Here is a 21021-nt window from a genome sequence, read left to right as displayed (position 1 = left end):
CCCGGCAGCGCGAGGGGTCAGCTGGGGGCGTCGCCCGTACGGCGGCGGCGGTTGAACAGGTAGAGGCCGCCGCCTGCGGCGAGCAGGGCGGTGGCTCCGACGGCCAGCCAGGTGGTGGCGTCGGCGCCGGTGTGAGCGAGGGATCCGGGCGGCGTCGTCGGCGGGGTGGTGGCCGGGGGTGTCGCGGGCGGGGTGCTCGGGCTCGGCGGCGTGGTCGCGGTGGGCTTGTCGGCGAGGGTGACGGTGGCGTCGGCGCCGGGCCGAGCGGTGAACGCGACCGGTGAGGCGTCGAGTTGGTAGCCCTCGGGGGCCTTGGTCTCGCCGGCCCAGTAGCGGGTGCCCGCCTTGAGCGTGACGTCAAGGGGCACGGTCGCGGTGCCGTCGGTCCCGGTGGTGACGCTGGTGATCACCTTGCCGGGGGTGTGCTTGCCGGTCTTGTCCGTCTCATCGGCGCGGATGGCGATGACCGCGCCCGGCAGGGTCTTGCCGGTGTTCTTGTCGGTCTTCTTCACCGACAGGCGGGCCTTCTTGAACGGGTCGACGAGGTCAAGGGCGTTGGCCTGAGCTGTGCGTCCGGCGGTGATCGTGATGGTCTGCTCGGCGATCAGGTCGTGGACGGGGCTGCCGGAGGAGGTCTCGCGCAGCCGGTAGGTGCCGGCAGGCAGCTTGTCGAAGACGAGGTTGCCCTGTTCGTCCGTCTTGCCTGCGGCGATCTGCTTGCCGTCGGAGTCCAGGAGCTGGAACGCGGCGCCGACCAGGCGGGTGCCTTCGGGGTCCTTCTTGCGGATCGTCACGCCGCCGGTGGCCTCGCCGACGGTGATGGCGGCGGAGTCCTTGACGCTGGTGGTGCCCCCGGCGAGCAGCATCCGCTGGGCGGCCGGGTTCTTGGGCGTGAGGACCTGCAGCCCGATGGCGGGCAGCCCCTCGGCCGTCGCGGTGACGCTGGCGGTCCCGGGCTTCTCGGCGGTGAACTCCCAGGCGCCCGTGCCGTTGTCGTTGGTGGTGACCTTGCCGGAGGCGGTGCCGGAGCCTGACTCGGCGAGCGTGACGGCAACCTTCGGGACCGGCGTGCCGGCGGTGGTGGTGACCTTCACCGCGACGGTGACCTTCGTCCCGGTGGTGGTGGTCTTCACCGACGGCGTGATCTGGAGGGTGTAGGGGCCCGCGAGCTTCTTGGCCTCGGCGACGTAGCCCAGGGCGAGGGTGCGGGCGGTCGGGGAGACGACCGGGTACGCCAGGCGCTGCTTGCCGCGGTCGCCGTCGAGGGCGTAGGTGCCGCCGGCCAGGTACTCGTACACCACGGCGTCGACCGCGGCGGCCTGTGCGTTGTCGCGGGTCTGCCCGTACTTGCCGATCACATAGGCGGCCTGTGCCAGGTTGTCCTTGGTGACGGGCTTCCCGGTCGCCGACGACGTCCAGGACGGGACCGGCTGCGGGTCGCCGTAACCTCCGGCGTCGGCCGGGCCCGCCTTAGGAACAGTTCGACTGTCTCAGCCGCTGAACTGTCTCACCTGGGCGTCAGCGACGGGGTATGCACGCGGCCCTGCTTCAGAGGCCAAGGTGTCTCAACGATCCGGGCGATCCATTGCCGATTTTTTACCATCTCGGCCGGGGAGTCCCCGCCAACCTCGACCAGTCAGGCGACATCTGCGCCATGCCATCTGCCGGGTGCTTGAAGTTCAAGAGATTCCGGATGAACTTGCACCCGAGAGCATCCCCGGAAGCGTCACGGAGCGGAAGGCCACCGCGGCGGCCGATGTGGACGAACCTGGCCAACCATTGATCCGAAACAGTGTGAAACCGGCGAGTGAGCTCGGATGATCCAGCCAGCGCCACTGGTCGGTGCTGAGGGTGCCGGGGGCGTCGATGACCTTGGGGCTGTGGGTGCGGGTGGCGAGCCACTTGGGTTGGGCCACTCAGTGAGATCCAACCGGCACCAGCCTGCCCCGCCGCGACCAGCAACCCGGTGAACCTTTCCGGTCACAGCACGAGGGACGTCCAGGCCTGGCGGGCCGCCGGAGCCCGCCTGCTCAGCGGCTGCTGCCGGGTCGCCCCTGACCGGACCGGGTCCCTCGGGGCGCGCCTTACCTGACCCGGGCGGACAATGGAGTCGTCCCCTCGGGGGCAACGGGGCAGGGGGCGCAGGGGGCTTGGAGCCGACCATGCCGACCGCATACCGAGGGCGGCGCTCCGCCGCCGCGACGGGAGCCGTGGCCCTGTCGCTAGGACTGTCACTGGGCCTTGCCGCGCCGCTCGCCACGGCTGCCGGGTCGCCACCGCAGGCTGCCGGGTCGCCACCGCAGTACGTGGTGGGCTCGTGCCTGTTCACCGACCGATCCGTCGCGATCGCGACTGGCTTCGAGGGCATGTACTCGCACCACGCCGATTCAACCTCGGGGTGTTCGGTCGTCAAGAACACCTCCACGGACCGGGTGCTCCAATTCTGGGGGCCGGGCCGCATTGACCCGCCGACGCGGTTCGCCGACTGGATCGGCGATACCAGGGCCGCGCAGATCGCTCGCAGGCTGCCACCGGACAGGGTTATTGTCCTACCCGGTGAGAAGGCTGTCCTGTACGAGCCGCCGCCGACCTACTACGTCGCTCTCGCCCCCGCGCCAGCCTTGCTGGGTGACCGTGTCTCGGAGGGCCTCGCCGACCTCGCCCAGATGATGGCCTCCCGTCCGGGGCCGGCGACCCGCCTCATACTGGGCCCGCAGTTGAGAGACCTCATCAACAACTGCGCAATGGCGGCAGACGGTACGTGGCGGGAGCTCCGCGAGGGCGAATCGCTGCAGGACATTTACGAGGAGGCGAAGCTTCTCCCCGCCTGTAAGAAGGCCTACAACTACATCGACCCCACCTACGGAAACCCCGACAAACCCCCCGGGTGGCAGGTCTGGCGCGACCGGCTGGTCACATTCAACGAGCGATGGGTGGCACAGATGAACGACGACCTTGCCCGGACTCTGACCAGGGCGCTGGGACGGATTCCGCGAGTCGGTTGAATGTCAGGCACACCCTAGCTAGCGCTGTGACCGGGAAGGTTCGCCGGGTTGTTCCTGGTGCTGGTTGGAAATGAGCTCTCCAAGCAGCATGGGGAGGCGGGATGGCGAAATCGGTCCGGGTTCGCGGGCTGACGGAGCAGGAGGGCCAGAAACTCCAGCACATCGTCCGGCGGGGCAGCACGAGTTCGGTGCGGTTTCGGCGGGCGATGATGCTGCTGGTTTCGGCCGGCGGCAGCACGGTCCCGGTCATAGCCCGCCTGGTCCAGGCGGACGAGGACACCGTCCGCGATGTGATCCACACGTTCAACGAGATCGGGCTCGCATGCCTGAACCCTCGGTGGGCGGGAGGCCGTCCCCGCCTTCTCAATCGTGACGACGAGGACTTCGTCGTCCAGACGGCCACTACTCGTCCGACCGTGCTGGGCAAGCCCTTCACCCGCTGGTCGATCCGAAAGCTCGCCGATCACCTGCGCAGGAACACTGCCCGGCCTGTCCGGATCGGCCGGGAGGCACTGCGGTGCTTACTGGCCCGCCGCGGGATCTCCTTCCAGCGCACGAAGACCTGGAAGGAGTCCCCGGATGAGGCCTTCGACGCGAAGCTCGCCCGGATCGAGAACGATCCGTGCCGCCCGCCCGGACTGCGCCCCGATCTACGTGATCCTCGACAACCTCTCCGCCGACCGCCCCTTCCACACCCAACGTGGTGATCGTTATGGGGAGCTGGAAGGTAGCGGCGCCACGTGCGTGGCCAGACCTCCCGGTATCGCGAAAGGGCCCCGCCAAGCGAGAAGTCCGGACCTGGGATTTTCGACCTCGTCACGGACGTCGGGCCGAGCAGTGCGGACTGGGATCTTCAACCCGAAGCCCCGCCCCTCACATGGCGTATCAGAATGTGCACCAACGCGCTGGGACCGGCATGGTCGAGGAGACTGGCGGGGGGCGAGTGTCCGAACTGGAAGTTGAGAAGCTCATGGTCTTCTGTTCAGACAAGACGGCGACCTACCTTGCCGGCCTCGGTTACAACGTGATTCGACACCCCTACGCGGACCTGCGCCCTCCAGTGGTGATCGGACGCACAAGCGCCGGCACCGAATGGCTCGGAGATCTGACAGACCTGGTCAAGGATCCTCAAGCCAAGCTGCCAGAGACCGTCGGACCAGTACCGGAAGCCGACATCAGCGGGAAATCGAGCAGCGCGATGTCCTTCAAAGTCGGCACTGACCTCCTCTCCGCGTTCATCGGCGCCATGGGAGGAACGCTGGGGGCGGCTGTCAACTACACGGATGCCAGGACAATGCTGTTCAAGTTCCAGGACGTCCACAAATACCAGGTGAAGCCCGCTGCCGTGTCCGACTACATCGAGTCGGGAGACCTGAAGTGGGACAGTCTTCTGTTCAGACCCTACCTGGAGGGTGAAGGGCAACTCTTCGTGGTTTCGAACGTTGTCACGGCCACCTCGCTGACGGTGAGTTATGAGCGGGGCCATGGAACCGGAGCAAAGGTCGAACTCGAGCCCCTAGAAGATCTACTGGGTGCCACGGTCGACGTGTCTAGGGCTGCAGGCCGTGCGCACGAGATCACCTACTCGGGGAAGCAGGATGTGGCGTTCGCGTTCAAATGCTTCGAGTTCGGGTTTTTTGACGGCAGGCCGAAGCTGTTGAACGTCAAGGCGGGAGGCGTGGCACTTGACGTTGAGGGCTCCGTCTCCACAGACGGGTACGCAGCGCGCGGGGAAGGGGCCGTGTTGACGACATCCGATGCTCCGCTGCTAACGCTCGAACGACGAGAGGGGTGAGAGCATGGCAGGGATCCGGCCCGGTCAAGTCATGGGCGTGCTGGACACGGAGCAGCCAGATTGGGCTCACTACGCGGCCACGGAACTCATCCTTCTGCCCTCCTTCGGGTTGGAGGGCGGGCCTGCCGAGAAACTTCTGTACCGCCTTCATTGGCTGTTGTTGGAGGACGGAGTCCGCTTTTTCGCCGTGGACGACAAACACGAGATCGGGGAGGAGAACTGGCTGCGACCCGTCGAGAAGCCGGACGACGCGCAGATCCACCTGCTGGCCTCCGCCTTCCCTAACGGTCCGAAGTTGGTCCAGGTCTCACCTGACCTCCTCCAGCGTTTTCGAACCGACCCCGGGCCGTTGCGCCTAGTGCCCAACTGCCGGTACCAGACAGTCTCGTTGCACCCTGGGCCTGACCCGAGCCCGATGCCGGGAAGCGCCCCAGTTCTGACGGTCGAGGTCGTCGACGCGACGAGTGGAAAGGCGGTACCTGGGGCTGGCGTAGAGCTGTTCGAGGACGTCCCGCACGCAATTGGGGACCTAGGTACCAGCGATAGCGCAGGACGTATTGACCTGAAGGTGGCCGGCGTCCCCCTGAAGGTTGAGCGCCTATACGTGACGCCACCTGGCACCGGCTACTGGGGCAGATTCGCCGAGAACATCGTGATCACGTCCTCGCCCTATCAGGTGGCCCTAGACCCGGTGGCCGCCGCGCATGTCGATGCGGCACGGCGTGTCTATCCGTCGGTGGACACCAACGGAGCCGGCGTACGGGTCGGGGTGGTGGACCACGGCATCGACGCTGGCGAGGTGCCCGTGGCTGGCGGATGCAACCTGGTCTTGGGTGAGCCAGACGGTGATCACGGTGATGACGGGACCGGGCACGGCACCCATGTGGCGGGAATCATCGCAAACAAGCAGGCTGGGGCCCCCGGCGGTATCGCTCCGGCTGCCGAGATCTTTAGCTACCGCGTGTTTGGCGTGGGGATGGACGCCACTTCGTTCTCCGTGCTCATGGCGGTAGTCGCGGCAGCTGGCGACGATTGCCATCTGATCAATCTGAGCGTCGGCGGCCTCGCCCACGACGCCATCCTGCGCGACCTGGACATTTGGGCGGCCGACCACGGCAGCGTGCTGTTCGCGGCGACGGGCAACGACTGGGGTGGCAATGTCACAATTCCCGCCGCGCTCCATAGCACTCTCGCCGTGGCCGCTGTAGGACGAGTCGGAACCTTCCCCGCCGGCTCCCTTGAGGATGCCTACATCGGCACCAGATCGACCACCGACAACGACGACTTCTTTGCGTCCTTCGCGAACTACCTCCCCAACAGAGCCGTGGACCTCATCGCTCCCGGAGTCGGCATCCTGTCCGTCCGGGAGGGCGGAGGGTATGGGCCGCTCAGTGGCACGTCGCAGGCCTGCGCGGTCGCGACCGGAGCCGCAGCTCGGGCCCTGACCAACGCCTCCTGGCTCACCGACGCGGCCGACCTGGCCCGCTCCGCCGCAATGAAGAACCACCTGATCCCCAACACACAGAGAATCGGCCTTCCACTCGATCTCGAGGGCTCAGGGCTGCTGCCGTAAGGTGGTCGCGTGCGACGACTGGTCATCTGGTATCGCGGAGAGCGCACAGTTACTGCCGACGAGCTCCTGGCGCTGCTTCCCGCTGGGGCCCGCCTGATCCACCAGCAGATGCCGAACATCTTCTTGGTCGAGTCGGACGAGGCCGGAGCCCGGCACGCCCTGCGGTCGGCCGACGGGTGGAGCGTCGCTCCTGAGCAGTTCGGACAATCAGTACAGGTCGGGACCGGCCGGGACCCGAGGTAGGCCGAACCGTCTAATCGACCCACACGAACCGGGGCTGCGGACTCTGCCCACCACGGTCGGGCGGGGTCAATGGCGGCGCGCAGCGGGGCCTCGCGAGGCGACATGCCGGGCCGCTGAGTGAACCTTGGCCGGACGTCGGTGCTCTCCTCGAAGATCTCCCCCGCCAGTAGGGCAGCCGGGCACGTCCCACGGTCGGGCATCGTCCAGCGTTGGGGCGCCTCGGGCGCGCGGCGCTCGGAGAGGAACATCTCCCTCTGCCCGGCTGGCGATCAGACAAGGCAGCAGCTGGGCTCGCCGGACGGCCAGCGCTTCCAAGTCCTTAGTTCGCTCAAGATCCCCCCACAGACCAATGTAGCGATCCTCCATTCGACTGAAGTCAGTATGCAAGTCAAGCGATCTAAACTAAAGTGAATCGGGTTGGGGTGCGCTTCAGCGGGAAGCGCAGAGGGAGGGTGGCGATCGTGAACGATGTGCAGCACGCCTCGGCGTGGGCCGCTCGGCTGTTTGGTGACCGCCAGGAGGGTGTGCGCCAGCGGATTGGCCAAGCGATCCGCGACCGCCAGGAACGTGCGCTCACATGCCAAGACATCGCCGGCGGGAGCACGAAACACGCCTACGGCGGCGCCAGGTACCCCGGCTTCCACGAGAGCTTGATGGAGGAGTTCGCGCGGATTGACGTAGATGATCCGGATTTCAACAATGAAGTTGACTTCGTCAACCCGGATGGCTTCTTCAGGGAGATTGATCTTGTCTGCTACGGAGGGGCCCTGCTGTGGCCCTTCCGGTTCTCCGACCGAGACACCTCCGCAGAACGCGCGAAGCTTTCGAACAGCCGGCTGGTGCGCGAGCTGATGGGGTTTGCCCCGTCACCACCACCGGTGGAGGACTTGTTCGGCACGCACCTCCCCCACAGTCGTTCCATCGATATGCGACCGCGGCTGGCCGCCCTCCCGTCAGATACGAAGCTGCTGCTCATCCCGTTCAGCAGCAACGCGAACGGCCTGTTGAAGGCCTACTGGGGCATCGGCACCCTGATCGACGATCTTGGCACCATCGCATGGTCTGATGGCCCCGACCCCCTTCCCCTGCCAGCGACTCCCACCCGCCGCGGCCTCACCCTCCTGCCTCCTCAGACGCATCTCACGGATCTTCCGAGCTTCGACTCGGGCGCCCAGCCGGTGCCGGAACTCTTCTCACGCCCGGACGCCGACGAGAAGAACCCCGGCCTGTCTCCGCAGTCCGAAAAGCAGGAGCACGAGCCCCTGACCACCGAAGAAGAACATGAGAACTGACCAGCCACTCCTTCCCGGCCTCGGCGACGCGAACTTGTCTCCACGGGCTGTGTACGACGCCTTCGACCCTGCTCGGCTGACCCAGGCTCGGCGCCTGGCAGGGATGACGAAGAAGGAGGTGGCAGAACGTATCGGTGTGACGCCTGCTGCTGTCGGACAGCACGAGACTGGCGTGGCCAAGCCCAGGCCTGAACTCATTCCACTACTGGCGGACGTCTTGGGGGTGCCGCCCGGCTTCTTCGTCGTAGGGCGTCCCAGTAATCGCCTGGATGCCTCCATGGCGCACTTCAGGAGCTTGCGCAGCACGCCGAAGGCCCAACGGGAACGCGCCTTGGCGTACGCAGAGCAGGTGTGGGAACTGACCTACGCCCTCGAGAAGCGAGTGCAGCTCCCCCTCGTCGACCTCCCCGGCTTTGCCGGCGGGGAGGTGCACCCCGGGGAGGTGATCTCCGCCGAGCCTCGAATCGCTGCACGGGAGCTACGCCAGTTGTGGGGCCTGGGCAACGGTCCGGTGACGCATCTCGTGCGCCGGATGGAGACTCACGGAGTCATCGTGGTCACACCCGGCGAAGCGGACGAGGCCGCCAGTACCGTTGACGCCTTCTCCTCGCGCTCTGCGCGACCGCTTGCGGTGCTCACCCCTAACCGAGCCGATGACGTGTTTCGGCATCGCTTCACCGCGGCACACGAGCTGGGACATCTTGTACTGCATAGCGACGCAACAGGCGACAGCAGGCAGGAGCGCGAAGCCGATGCCTTCGCCGCCGAGTTCCTGACTCCTGCCGAGAGCCTCCTGCCGCTACTGCCTGCACGCCTCGACCTTGTCGCTCTCGCCGAGCTTCGGCGTACTTGGGGTGTCAGCGTTCACTCCTTGATCTATCGCACACGCGAGTTGGGCCTGATTTCCGACGCAACTGCAAGCCGTGGCTACCAGCGCCTGCGCGCCCTCCACCAGCAGCCAGGATTTGCCCCGGAGCCCGTCAGCGACTACCCGGGAGAACAACCGGTGCTCCTGGCCAAGGCATTTGAACTCGCTGAGCGTGAGAAAGGGTTGACAGTTGCTCACCTGGCGCAAGAACTCGCCTGGAATCCCTCCCGAGTTCTGGAGTTGCTCGGGATGCCAGAGCAGGCGAGGCCGGTGTTGCGCCTGGTCTGAGAGCTCTCAGACCGAGGTGATCCGACCCGTGCCAGAACAGCGCGATACCGGATGTTCCATCGCTCCACGGCCAGTGAGCCCAGACGGTTAGCCTCCAACGCAGCGGCGTCGCAGACTTTGGTCGCCATGCGGAAGGGACCGGCTCGTCAGAGCCGGTCCCTTCCGCATGGGGGTGGTGGTCAGATGCGGCCGAGGGCTCGGGTCAGCCAGCCGGCCTCGCGCCACTGGTCGGTGTTGAGGGTGCCGCGGGCGTCGATGACCTTGGGACTGGTGGTGCGGGCCGCAAGCCGCTTGGGGTCAATGCTGGAGAACTGGTGCCACTCGGTCAGGTGCAGCAGCAGGTCGGCGTCATCGACGGCGGCGATGAGGTCTTCGACGTAGTCGAGTTCGGGGTGGAGCTTGCGGGCGTTGTCGAGGGCCTTGGGGTCGGTGACGGTGACGGTGGCGCCGAGGTCGTGGAGGGCCTGGGCGACGGCGAGCGCGGGCGAGTCGCGGATGTCGTCGGTCTCGGGTTTGAAGGCGGCGCCCCAGACGGTGATCCGCTTGCCGCGCAGGTCGGGGCCGAGTTCCTCGCGGGCGAGGTCAATGACGTGCTGGCGGCGGCGGGCATTCACCGTGGCGGCTTCGCGGAGGATGCCGACTGCTTCTGCGGCGTCGAGTTCGTCGGCGCGGGTGATGAATCCGCCGAGGTCCTTGGGAAGGCAGCCGCCGCCGAAGCCGAGGCCGGGTCGCATGCCGTGGCGGCCGATGCGGTGGTCGTGGCCGAGGATTTCGGCGAGCTCGGCGACGTTGGCGCCTGACTTCTCGCAGACCTCGCCCATGGCGTTGATGAAGGAGATCTTGGTGGCGAGGAAGGAGTTCGCGGCGCCCTTGGCGAGCTCGGCGGTGGCCCAGTCGGTGACGATCGTCGGCGTTCCTGACTCGATGATCTTGGCGAACGCCTGCCGCAGCAGGGCCTCGGCCCAGGAGTGGTCGGAGTTGAAGCCGAGGACGAGCCGGTCCGGACGGAGGGTGTCATCGACCGCGAAGGACTCGCGGAGGAACTCGGGGTTCCAGGCCACCTCGATGAGGTCCCCGGCCGGTGCCATGCCGCGGAGGAGTTCGGCGACGCGGGGTGCGGTGCCGACCGGGACGGTGGACTTGACCGTGACGACGGCCGGGGTCGTCAGGCCGGGGGCCAGGCGAGTGATGGCGTCGAAGAGGTGGGTGAGGTCGTAGGCATCGGTGCCGGGCTGCGGCGGGGTGCCGACGCCGATGAAGTGCAGGTCGGCGAAGTCGGCGGCCTCGCCGTAGGAGGCGGTGAAGCGGAGCCGGCCGGAGGCGGTGTGCTTGGTGAGGAGGTCGTCGAGGTCGCGTTCGAAGAACGGGGCCTTGCCGGAGTTGAGGGTGTGGACCTTGTCGATGTCGGAGTCCATGCCCAGGACCTCATGGCCGAGCTCGGCCATGCAGGCGGCGTGGGTCGCGCCGAGGTAGCCGCATCCGATGACGGTCATCTTCATGAGCGGGGTCGTCCCTTCGGGTGGGGCCGCCGATAACGGCCCCACCCTTCCCCTCGCCCGGAAGGGCGGGGTGATCAGGAGGGCCTGGCGGCCAGATGGCGGTAGATCCCGTCCCGGATGAACGGTGGGATCGTGAGGATGTCGAGGTAGTCGGGGGCGAAGAACTGGAGCTTGACGCCTTCGGCGAGAAGGAGGTCCGTCTCGTCGCCGTCCCAAGAGGCAGCGAAGAAGGTGATGATCTGCCCGGAGCCGCGACGGTCAGGGATCTCGAACAGCTCGGTCAGGTTCTCGGGGGTCAGACCCGCTTCTTCATCGAGCTCGCGGACGATCGTGTCGGCTGGGGATTCCCCGGGGTCGCAGCCGCCACCCAGGACGGACCAGTGGGCGGGCCAGGCGATCTCGGGGAGGTCGTCGCGGAGGTGGAGGAGGACTTCGCCGCGGCGGTTTGTGATGATCGCGACGGCTCCTCGGGCGGCGGCCGGCTCCTCGGTGGCGGTGGTCTCGGAGTGCATCCCCTCACCGTAGTAAGCGAGTTGGGGATCATGCGGCAGCCCTCACCGTCTGGTCAGAAAACCAGGCGGCTGCCATGAGGGCCTGCATGCGGGTTCGGTCGAAGCGGCCGCCGGGCTTCAAACCCCCCTCGAGGAGGGGGCGGAACGGAGGCGGAGCATCGGTGAGGGCCATGCGGATCTGGGTGTCGGCCCAGGCCGCGAGGTCGCCGTTGAGCCAGACGGGGACCGGGGAGGCGAACCCGAGCTTGTCCCGGCTGGCCCAGACCTCCTTCGGCAGGCCGAGGGCCTTCGCGGCGTCCCGCAGGATCCGCTTGCCCTGGGCCGGGTCGGCGATCTTGTGCTCGACGGGCAGCCGGTAGGAGAACTCGACCAGGTCGCGGGCCAGGTAGGGGGACCGACGTTCGAGCGCGTAGGCGGAAGCGAGTTTGTCGCTGGTCATCACCAGCGGCCTCCAGGCCGTCGCCAGGTCCGCCAGCGTCAGGCCGCGAGCCAGATCCCCGCCCGCGCGGGCCATCGCGTCCGCGACGAGATCGCGAAGACGGCCGTCCGGGTCCGGGCCCCGAAGGATCAGCCGGGTGACCGCCTCCGCCGGGTCCAGGGGCACGTCGGCGGCGTGCATGAGCTTGGCGGCCAGCGGCCGGTAAGCCTCCAGGCCAGCGTTCAGGACAGCGTCAGGGCCGAAGAGGACCAGGGCCTGGCGGACGTAGCCCATCAGGAACTCGTCCGGCCCCAGCCCGCCGATCACGACCCGCAGGCCCAGGTCGGAGATCTTCCGATAGGCCATGTGCTCGGAGAACGTGGACGCGTTCCCCATCGGGTAGTCCAGGGCCCGCATCATGTGCGGCAGAGCGGTGGTGAAGTCGACGTGGTCGGGCTCGACCACCACCAGCTCGGCCTTGATGTCCCGGGCGATGACCGCCGCCGTCGACGACTCATCGAGGCGGTCCTGGCCCGGGTAGCGAACGGTGACGCAGACCGGCGGCCGCATCAGGTAGGCCAGCACCGCCGAGTCCAGCCCGCCGGAGAGGAGGAGGGCGAAGTCGCAGGCCGGCGACCTGAGCGGGATCTGCTCGGCCAGGACCGTGGAGAACTTCGCCAGGGCCTCGTCGTAGGTGCCGGTGAACGGGGACCGGTCCTCCAGGTGCCACCAGGCCATCTGGTCGATCGAGCTCGTCGTCGTGTCGAAGGTCAGCAGCGTGGCCGGCGCCAGCAGCTGAATCCCCTGGAACGGAGTGTCGACCCCGGTCGGGGTTTCGATCGCGGTGACCTCGGGCCGTAAGACCAGCGGGGCCGCCCCGTAGCCCGTCAGGGAGGTCACTTCGGAGGCGAACGCGAGCCGGCCGCCGTCCAGGCGCCAGTAGAGCGGCTTCTCCCCGAGCCGGTCGCGGGCCAGGAACAGCTTCGCGGTCCGGGGGTCATAGACGGCAAGGGCGAACATGCCGTCCAGGCCGTCCAGGCAGGACGGGCCGATCTTGGCCCAGGCCCGCAGCAGGAAGTGGGCGTCCGACTCCCGGTCCCGGACCTCGATGCCCCAGGCCGTCGCCTGCTGCCGCCAGTTGTAGATCTCCCCGTTGAAGGCCAGCAGCACCCCCGTAGTCCGGTCGAGGTAGGGGCCGGGCATGGCCTGCGGGTCGACGATCAGCAGCGTGTTCATGGCCAGCACCGCCCGCCGGTCGCTGCTGGCGGCGTGCATGGTGCCGTCCGGGCCGCGGTAGTGCTGCGAGGCACCCATCGCGGCGACGGTCTTCTCGTGCCGGACGGCGTCGCCTCCGGCCAGTCCTGCAATTCCGCACATCTGGTTCACCCCCGAGCGTGAAGTCGTGGTGCCTTGGCGGCGGCCACCACCGGGAGCCCTTCCTGGCGTCCCGGCGGTGACCTGCGTCCTCATCACATCCGCCGGCGGCCCATGCCAGCGAGGGCTCGCAGGGGGGCTCACAACTCGCAAAGCAGGTTCACCCAGGGTCCGCAGGGCAATACCCTCAGTGCCTCAAGACGCGGGAAGAGCGTGCGGCTTCCCGCGCCCAGCCGGAATGCGCCGACCGGAAATGCCCTGTCGACGTAGCCGGCCCCGTGGCGTTTCCTCGTCAGCAGCCATGTTGCTGACCTGGTGGAAAAGGGGATTCGGGTGGCGTCGACCAGCCGCCGGAAGCGTCCGCCCAACGCGGACCTGGACCGGCTCATCGAGACCTGCGGTGCGAGCCACAAGTCTCTGGCCCTGCGGGTCAACCAGCTCGCCCAGCAGGCCGGGCTGGAGACGGACTACTCGCATACCTCCATCGCAAACTGGTGCCAGCGGGGCATGATCCCCAAGTGGCCGGTGCCCACGTTCCTCGCGCAGGCGATCGCCGAACGGCTCGGCCGTCCGGTGGCGCTTGGCGAAATCGGTATGGGCGATGCGGAGACACCGGACGCGGATGTGGGGTTGGATTTCCCGCGGGACCGTGCTGATGCGGTCCGAGTGGCCACGTCGTTCTGGAGTTTCGTGAACCGCCGCGACTTCTTAACCGGATCCGGCTTTGCCGTGTCCGCGTTCACCACACCCGTGACCCGCTGGCTGGTCACCCCCGCCGACGAGGCCGCCGATGTGGCCGGCGGCAAGAAGCAGGTCGGCCGGGCCGACCTGGAAGAACTCCGGGATGCAGCCGACGAGGCCCGCCGCTGGGACTCCAAATACGGCGGCGGGAACTGGAAGGCCAACTCCGTCACCGTCTGCCTCCAGGAGAGGGCCGCCCCGCTTCTGCGGGGATCCTTCACCGACGCGGTCGGCCGTGACCTGTTCTCCGTCACCTCCGAGCTGTCGAGGCTGGCCGGGTGGACGGCCTTCGACGTCGGGCAGCACGATGTCGCCCAGCGGCACTTCATCCAGGCCCTCCGCCTGGCCCGCGCAGGCGGGGACGTCGAGCTCGGCTGTTATGTGCTGACCACGATGGCGATGCAATCGCTGCTGCGGGGCTTCGGCTCCGAGGCCGTCGATATGGCCCAGGGCGCCTTCGAACGCGCGAAGGGCCAGGCCGCCCCGCGTGTCCTGGCATTCACCAAGCTCATCGAAGCCCGTGCTCATGCCCGCGAGAGGGACGCCAGGGCCGCCTCACGGGCCCTCGCGGCCTCCGAGGACCTCCTGGGTCAGGCTGATGCCGCCAGCGGCTCAGAGCCCGCCTGGATCGACTTCTATCACCACGCCAGGCTGTCGGCGGACGCCGCCGAGGTCTTCCGGGACCTGAAGAACCCCAAAGCGGCCCTCGCCTGGAACCAACGGGCCGCCGCGATGCCCTCCGGGGTCTTCACCCGCTCGGTCGGAATGCGGCTGGCGATCGTCGGAACCGCCCACCTTCAGGCCCGCGACCTCGACCACGGCCTAGAGCTGGGCAACCGGTCCGTCGACATCCTCGCCCGCGTCCAGTCCTCCCGGGCCAAGGACTACGTCCGCGAGTTCAACACCGCCCTCGGCCCCTGGCGCCGCGAGCCGGCCGTCCGCGAGTTCATCCACCGCACCCGCACCGAACTCGGCATCACCGCCTGAAACGACTTTCCCCCCTCCTCGGGGGGAAAGTACCGGCGAACGTCCCCAGTCGCGTACGACTTCCTCGTGCACCATCGCGTACGGACTTCTGTGCTCAGCCGTCTGTTCGAGCGTGGTCGGGCTCCGCAGCGGGAGCTGGCACCGAGGCCAGCCGCCTGCGACCGCCGGTCTTCTTCTTCAGGCTCTGGTTCTCGGCGTATAGGTTCGCGGTCACGGTCGCCAGAGCGTCCAGCTTGCCCTGAACCGCGGAGACTTGGGCCTTCGCCTCCCGCAGCTGCTTGCGCAGGTCGGCGATCGTCTCATCGCGCTGTACTTCGCCGGGGGTGCGAAGCACCGGCCGGGCGACCTTGGCGTCCCACTCGGCCAGAACGCCCTCGGCCCGGTGAACGGTCGCATGGCTGACCTGGGCTTCCCGGGCAAGGTTCTCCTTGGAAAGAGCCCCGTCGGTGTGCAGGGGTTCTCCGGCCAGCAAGCGGGCCATGGCCTCCCGCAGCTTGGCCTCGGTCACGGCGGACACCGGCATCAGAGGTTGTCTCCCATCTCATCCTTCAGGGCATCGGTGATGCGCCGGACATCGGCCAGCCGGATCAGCACGGACTCCCGCCTCGGCGGCGCCATCCGCCGGTCCTTCGCCATCACCATGAGGTCGTCCTCCTCGGAGATCCAAATCGGTGCATGCGAGCGTGTGACCACCGAGTTGCGGCAGCGGGACGGCTCACAGGCGCCAAGCAGGGGCGCCTGCCCGCGCTGGTCTTCGGGCAGCTGGTCCTGGCACTCCGCCTGCGGCGCATCGAACATGCAGTGGTTGACGGTGCCCAGGTGTAGTTCGGGGAACTCAGACGCCAGCAGGGCCGCCTCGACCCGCTCGTCGGCGATCTGTGCCCGCAGCTGCGGATCGCTGTTCATCGTCTCGATGACCTTGTCGAGTCCGGCATGCAGGCGGGCGGCGCCGGGGCCGACCGCCACGGCCTCGCCGTCACGGCGGGCACTGAGGAAACCGACCAGCTTCAGGGCAGCGACCTGCTCGAGTTCCTGGTCAAATTCCTTGGCCCATTCGGGGTCCATCTTCCCGTAGGCCTGGGAGGTGCGGTTGGCCATGGCCCGGCGGGCGGCATGCTTGAGCTGCAGCCCCACCGCGATCTCGGAGTCCGGTTCCCGGGCCGCGATGGCCGACATCGTCTTGCGGAACATGTGCGGGCGGACATGGGCGGCGGGAATCTCCTCCACCCCCAGGCGGCCGTGGGTGGTGTTGATCCGCTCAATGAAGAAGTCGATCTCATCGCCGGGCGTGATGCCGTTGCGACCGACCTTCCTCGGCCTGCCGTCGCTCCGCCGTGGCCGCGTGCTTTGCCGCGGCGGCTCCAGCGTGGCGAACAAGTGGGTGGGATGCCAGGACAAGGCCTCGGCCACCGCGACGGCCTCCGCGACCGGCTCGGAGATCCACCAGAACAGTTCCGGCCGGGCCGGATCGAGCTTCGTCTTGCGGGACGTGATCGCCGGCGACCCGAAGTAGGTCACCAGCGGATTCCGCTCGATTTCCTGGACTTCCGAGTCCCGCATCATGCTCAGGGCGGCGATGAAGATATAGCAGGCTGCCCGCAGCATCCGCAGTTCGTCGTCCAGTTCTCCTTGGGTGATCTGGGTGCGCCAGGGGCCCGAAGTGCCGTCGGTGCGGGTGACCACGGTTGCCTGGGGGCAGGCCATCGGCAGCGAACGCCACCCCGCGCGGGACCGCTCGGCACTGTCCACCAGTACGACCTGCCCGGTCTCGATCGCCCTCATGATCATCTCGGAGCGGGCCCGGTTCGCCTTCAGGCAGGGGTGGGACCGGGCCGCGTCCCGTGGCCCCCAGATCTGGCGGGCGAGCGTGGCCCAGATCGGGGTTCCGGCCTTGTCGTGGAGATCATCGACGGCCCGCACCGGGATGCGGTTGTCCGGATCAGCCAACCAGCGCTTCACGTCCTCATCCAGCTGGGCCCCGGGGGCCGGACGGCGCCCCTGCGGCTGGTAGGCCGGGGTTCCGAGCGTGCTCCAGGCGGTCGGTCCGTGGACCATCACGCAGCGGCCCGCTGCGACCGCCTGGAGCACGGCTGCCCGGCGTGACGTGACGCGCTTGGTCAGCCGGTCCCGGCGGGCGGTGAACAGGTCCTGGTTCCGCCCGTTGGTGATGATCCGGCTGAGGGTCTTCCAGATCGGTGTCCCGGCCGGTGAGCCCTTCCATTCCTGGGCCAGCAGTGGGACGAGGTGATCCGGATCGGCCAGCCACGTGTTCAACAGGGCGTCCAGGTCAGCCGGTTTGAGCGACTCGACGCGCTCGGCCCGCGGCTTCGGCTCGGGCAGAGCCGCGGTGCGGCGCTCGAAGACCTCGCGCCAGCTGAAGATGTCCGGGGCCAGGACATGGATGTAGGTCCAGGCCGCCCGCAGCAGTGCCCACCAGGCGCTTGGGGGGATGTCGGGTGTGGACAGGCCATCGGTCTCGGCGCTCTCGTCCGGATGCTCCTGCAAGGCGACCTTGGTGGCCGCGAGGCCATCCCACGGATCGTCGAACGGGTCGATGCCCGAGACGACAGCCGCCACTCTGCGCAGAGCTCGCACCCCGCTGACATAGGTCGCGACGGTGCTCGGATCGAGTTCAGCGCCCTGGTCGGCGACGATCAGCTTCCAATCCTCCTTGTCCCATCCGCCGAGCCCTCGGCCCAGGCCCAGTTCACCGCCGCGTCGGGCGAGGGCCTGGAGTTTGAAGCAGTGGGCCTTGACCGTGCCGAACGCCATCGGCTCGGCCGCGAGGAAGACACCGGCCCGCCGAAGCACCGCGTGAGTGGGGTTCAGCCAGGCGAAGGCCACCTCTCTCAACTGCACGTTGACCAGCGGATCTTCCTCCGGAAAGGCCACCTCCCAGTCCGCGGGCTGCCGGTTGGCGGGGCGGCCGATGCATTCCCCGGACCAGCGGCCCACATCCCCGAACACCGGAACGGTGAAGCCGTCCAGGACCTGATGCCCGTCGCCGAAGACCGGCTCGTCGTCGCGGAAGCTGGCCGACGACAGCGGTGCGGGGGCGGGGCGGCCCATCATCGGTCGAACTCCGTTCGCTGGCCAAGGGGCAGGTCCAGGCGCAAGCCCAGCTCGGTGATCTGCTGCCGGGCGCCGGGCAGCCGGTCGGCGCACTCCGCGAAGACCTCGTCCAAGGCGGCACGTTGCTGCCCGTAGATGGCGTGCCACCTCGGCGGCGGCAACGCGGTCCGCATCCGTTCGATTCGGTCGGACAGGAGAAGCAGCCGCGGCAGCTGCGAGTAGAAGATGACGGCATTACGGCAGAGCATGCACATTGCCGGCGCGACGTGGCAGAGCTTGTTGTCCGTTCGCTGCGGGGAGTCGTAGGGATTGCGGCAGTTCGTCAGCCCCATGTCCAGCTCCCCGGCCCGCATGGCCTTGGCGACCTCGATGTCCATGCCGAGCTCTTCGGCGACCTCCGGCTCCTCCAGCCTCTCCTCGGCCGCCTCGTCGACCAGCACCGGCTTGTGTACGACTCGCTGGAAGACCCACTCCTGGGACCGGTTGATGGCCCGCCCGGCCATGATGTGGGCGGTGGTGCCGTGGCCGTAGTGCCCCCGGTAGACCTCGACGTGGTGATCATCGCCCGCCAGGTCCGAGACCGTGCCGCCCAGGGCGACCGCGCGCACGACCTTGGTGGTCTTGCGCAGTCGGCGCACTTCGTGCGGTTCAGAGATCTTCAGAGGACGCCCCTGCGCGTCTCGCTGGGACGCGATCCAGAAGCCGAAGCGATAGCGGCGCGATTTGAACTGTGCGACCTCACCAGCGAGTTCACCATCGAAAGCCACTTGCCGCACTGCCACAAACAGGTAGGGCTCCGGATCGAATGCCTCCCGGATCAAGGCCGTGGCCGCCAGCAGGCGCCGCATCAGGCCCGGCACATCCCAAGCTCCGCCACCCGTGAATTCCTCGCCCTCGCCGTCCTCATCCCCGCCCTCCAGATCGACTTCCGGGTGGAGATCCGCACGGATCCGCGAGGACCGCATCTTCGTCTGCACCAGCCGCAGGCCGCCGTCGGTGAACTCGATGTCGTCCATCTGCAGGTCATGCAGTTCCTCCGGGGTGGTGTCCGCCATCCCCAGCAGGAGCAGGACACGAAACGCCTGCAGATCGAACTCATCGGGGAACAACAGGCGACCCAGTTCCAGCCCCAGCGCTCGAACGCCCGGGCCTCTCGACGCACCTTCCGGGACCGGCAGCAGGCCAACGACCTCCGGCGGCCACCACCGCGTCTTGGCCGGCAGGTGCGTCTGCAGCGTCTGGGAGTTCACCATCCGCATCCGGGTGGCCCAGACGAGGTTGGGAAGATCGCGCCAGCCACCGTCCCGTGGGTCGGCGCCCGCAGCCAGTAGCTCACGCCCCCGGGCCAGCCTCGCCTCCGTAGCCCGCACTCCCGCGCGGGCCGCGTCCCGCAGGGCAATCCGCTCCGCGTTGGAGAACTCATCCAGCGGCTGAGGCGTCGGCTTGCCATAGGACGCCGGCGCCTTGGCCCGCTTCCGCAGACGCTCGGGAATCCCCTGTGTGGCGGTGGCCCGCTGGTCGATCAGGGCCAGCAGCGCCCGCGCCCGGCGGTAGGGCTGCTTCGACTTCGGCCCGTACCTTTGCCGCAGGTCTCCCTCCCACGCATAGAGGACTTCCACCAGATCGACGGCGTAGCCGTCCAGCCGGGCCTCCGCCGGGTCCACGCCCGCCTCGGACAGGTGCTTGTCCGTGAACTTGGCGAAGCTCCGCACCGCACTGGAGTACTCGGATCCGCCTCCGCTCAGCGCCGCGTGGCGCGTCATCTTCAGCCATTCGTCCGCCAGTTGGGCGGCCAGTGTCGTGCACTGGTAGCCGGACGGGTCGATGGCGTGCCGGGTGGTGCGGCCTCGGCGATGTTCCAGGAACACCCGCACTCCGATACGTCCCGGCGTCACCTGGGTCTTGGCCGGGACCTTGCTGCGGACGCGCGTCTTGCGCTCGCCTCGTCTGGGCATTACGCGACCTCCCTGTCCGCCAGGGCACTCGCGTAGTCCGCGTAGGTCGACTCCCGGTCGTTCCACTCGGCGATGGCCTTGGTGACCAGCGCGTTCGTGTCCCGGATGTAGGTGAGGTAGCGCAAAGTGGTCTTTGGGCTTTGATGTCCCAGGATTCGCTGGAGGATCAGCAACGGGTTCCTCGACAGGTGATCCGTGAAGAAGGCCGAGTGGTCGCCCGCCAGGTAGCGCTCGGCCTCCTCGCGGAGGAGGAGGTGGGTGAGCACGTGCAGCATGTAGATCGCGAACGTGTGGCGCGTGTCGTGGATCCGAAGCCGGGCGGGCATCACGACCTCGGACTTGTACTCCTCGCTCAGCCGCAGAGCCCGCAGGTGGGCCTCGTCAAAGATCTGCCCCCAACGCTGCTTGGACAGCATCCGGCCGCCCCGGCCGAGGAACAGGGCCATCGCCTCGAGTCCCCGGTCGCCTTCTGTGACAGCGATGCGGCGGATCTCCGCCGGCATCCCTGCGACCTTGAAGGTGCGGCGGCGTCCGTGCAGCACCCCCTTCAGCTCCATCTTCCGCAGGTCGATGTCATCGACGACGAACAGCTCGGCGCGGGCCTTGTAGAGGGTCTTCGCTGACGCCCGCACCATCGCGGCTCGCTCCGTGCGGCGGTAGAGGTCCAGCTCACGCAGCGTCGGATCCTGAACCGCTGCTGTGCGTGGCCATCCGCGCTTCGCGGTCGCCCTCAGCTTCACCTCGGCCGGTGATGCGTCCCGGCGGGGCGGCCCGACCTCAATGTCCAGCAGCGAGCTGAACTCCCGCGACCGCATCCCCGTCGTGATCGCCAGCTCCGGAGCCGCACTGTTGCGCAGCGGTGTCCTGCACCGGAATGCTGGGTCGACCCGGCCATCGGGCAAGTAGCCGCGCAGGCCCACCTGTTTGAGGAAACGCCACTGCCGATAGGTCAGGTGGCGCACGTCCAGCTCGCTCACCGCGCCCCAGGAAAGCACGTCCCGTCCGTTGGGGCGCCGGTAGTAGGGGCGCTCCTCCAGCAGCTTCGTCCTCGGGTCCGTCGCCCAGTCGTAGAAACTGTTGATCGTGGCCCGGCGCCGCTTCCATGTGGCCGGTTCATCTGGCTTCTCGCGGTACTCCGTGCAGTCCTCCCGGTAGGCCACCAGATCCTCTTCGGTGGCCGACAGCAGGTCAGCGGGCGGATCGAGCTCGGCCAGGAACTCCACCACGTCCATGGCGTCGTAGCCGTAGTCCTGAAGGGACTTCGCCTTTAGCGTCTTCGACAGCTCCAGGAAGAACGAGCACAGCGGCTCCAACGGGCGCATGTCCGAATCGAGGTAGAACGGCGTACCCTCCTTCACCGCTCCCGGCCGTCGTACGTACGCCTCTGCATCGAAGTCCG

General features: G+C 68.0%; 15 protein-coding genes and 1 pseudogene. 8 read left to right on the top strand and 8 right to left on the bottom strand.

Annotated features, from left to right (window positions below; all coding sequences use genetic code 11):
* Positions 1-17 precede the first annotated feature (17 nt).
* Entirely contained in the window at positions 18-1358 is a 1341-nt protein-coding gene (locus OG594_RS36435) for a SpaA isopeptide-forming pilin-related protein (RefSeq protein WP_266606716.1), read from the bottom strand.
* An 804-nt stretch (positions 1359-2162) separates the two neighbouring features.
* On the opposite strand from OG594_RS36435, the gene OG594_RS36430 reads away from it, so the two are divergent.
* The 7 genes and pseudogenes from OG594_RS36430 to OG594_RS36400 all read left to right on the top strand — a co-directional run bounded on the left by OG594_RS36430 (position 2163) and on the right by OG594_RS36400 (position 9064).
* The gene (locus tag OG594_RS36430) at positions 2163-3005 is read left to right on the top strand and encodes a hypothetical protein (protein ID WP_266603276.1); all 843 of its coding nucleotides are present in this window, start codon (positions 2163-2165) and stop codon (positions 3003-3005) included.
* Between the two features lie 101 nt (positions 3006-3106).
* Positions 3107-3619 (top strand): annotated as a pseudogene (locus tag OG594_RS36425) (transposase); the annotation flags it as partial.
* A gap of 302 nt (positions 3620-3921) precedes the next feature.
* The gene (locus OG594_RS36420; RefSeq protein WP_266603274.1) at positions 3922-4800 is read left to right on the top strand and encodes a hypothetical protein; all 879 of its coding nucleotides are present in this window, start codon (positions 3922-3924) and stop codon (positions 4798-4800) included.
* Positions 4801-4831: 31 nt separating this feature from the next.
* Positions 4832-6373: a S8 family serine peptidase gene (locus tag OG594_RS36415; protein WP_266603272.1), complete on the top strand. Its 1542-nt coding sequence runs from the start codon at positions 4832-4834 to the stop codon at positions 6371-6373.
* A gap of 9 nt (positions 6374-6382) precedes the next feature.
* Complete coding sequence (locus OG594_RS36410) at positions 6383-6616, top strand: hypothetical protein (protein WP_266603270.1); 234 nt, start codon at positions 6383-6385, stop codon at positions 6614-6616.
* A 461-nt stretch (positions 6617-7077) separates the two neighbouring features.
* The gene (locus OG594_RS36405) at positions 7078-7908 is read left to right on the top strand and encodes a hypothetical protein (RefSeq protein WP_266603268.1); all 831 of its coding nucleotides are present in this window, start codon (positions 7078-7080) and stop codon (positions 7906-7908) included.
* Positions 7898-9064, top strand: coding sequence for an XRE family transcriptional regulator (locus tag OG594_RS36400; protein ID WP_266603266.1), 1167 nt, complete (start codon positions 7898-7900; stop codon positions 9062-9064). The genes OG594_RS36405 and OG594_RS36400 overlap by 11 nt, the downstream gene beginning before the upstream one ends.
* A gap of 179 nt (positions 9065-9243) precedes the next feature.
* Here OG594_RS36400 and OG594_RS36395 read toward each other — a convergent pair whose 3' ends face one another.
* From OG594_RS36395 to OG594_RS36385, 3 genes are all read right to left on the bottom strand, one after another.
* Positions 9244-10563, bottom strand: coding sequence for a UDP-glucose/GDP-mannose dehydrogenase family protein (locus OG594_RS36395; RefSeq protein WP_266603264.1), 1320 nt, complete (start codon positions 10561-10563; stop codon positions 9244-9246).
* A 74-nt stretch (positions 10564-10637) separates the two neighbouring features.
* Positions 10638-11075 (bottom strand): NUDIX domain-containing protein, encoded by a 438-nt coding sequence (locus OG594_RS36390; RefSeq protein WP_266603262.1) that lies wholly within the window; start codon positions 11073-11075, stop codon positions 10638-10640.
* 28 nt (positions 11076-11103) lie between these two features.
* Positions 11104-12870 (bottom strand): asparagine synthetase B, encoded by a 1767-nt coding sequence (locus OG594_RS36385; protein WP_266603260.1) that lies wholly within the window; start codon positions 12868-12870, stop codon positions 11104-11106.
* A gap of 330 nt (positions 12871-13200) precedes the next feature.
* On the opposite strand from OG594_RS36385, the gene OG594_RS36380 reads away from it, so the two are divergent.
* Entirely contained in the window at positions 13201-14595 is a 1395-nt protein-coding gene (locus OG594_RS36380; protein WP_266606715.1) for a sporulation protein, read from the top strand.
* 94 nt (positions 14596-14689) lie between these two features.
* Here OG594_RS36380 and OG594_RS36375 read toward each other — a convergent pair whose 3' ends face one another.
* From OG594_RS36375 to OG594_RS36360, 4 genes are all read right to left on the bottom strand, one after another.
* On the bottom strand, positions 14690-15118 hold the full coding sequence (locus OG594_RS36375; protein ID WP_266606714.1) for a hypothetical protein: 429 nt from the start codon (positions 15116-15118) through the stop codon (positions 14690-14692).
* Positions 15118-17667 (bottom strand): hypothetical protein, encoded by a 2550-nt coding sequence (locus OG594_RS36370; protein ID WP_266606713.1) that lies wholly within the window; start codon positions 17665-17667, stop codon positions 15118-15120. The genes OG594_RS36375 and OG594_RS36370 overlap by 1 nt, the downstream gene beginning before the upstream one ends.
* On the bottom strand, positions 17664-19622 hold the full coding sequence (locus OG594_RS36365; protein ID WP_266606712.1) for a hypothetical protein: 1959 nt from the start codon (positions 19620-19622) through the stop codon (positions 17664-17666). The genes OG594_RS36370 and OG594_RS36365 overlap by 4 nt, the downstream gene beginning before the upstream one ends.
* Positions 19622-21021 (bottom strand): site-specific integrase (locus OG594_RS36360; protein ID WP_266606711.1); only part of this gene is annotated, 1400 nt, incomplete at its 5' end. The genes OG594_RS36365 and OG594_RS36360, both read right to left, overlap by 1 nt.

Source organism: Streptomyces sp. NBC_01214 (assembly GCF_026340975.1).
In the GTDB taxonomy this organism is placed as follows: Bacteria; Actinomycetota; Actinomycetes; order Streptomycetales; family Streptomycetaceae; genus Streptomyces.
The sequence above is the reverse complement of the archived record's forward strand: the minus strand, read 5'-3'. Positions and strand labels throughout refer to the sequence as shown.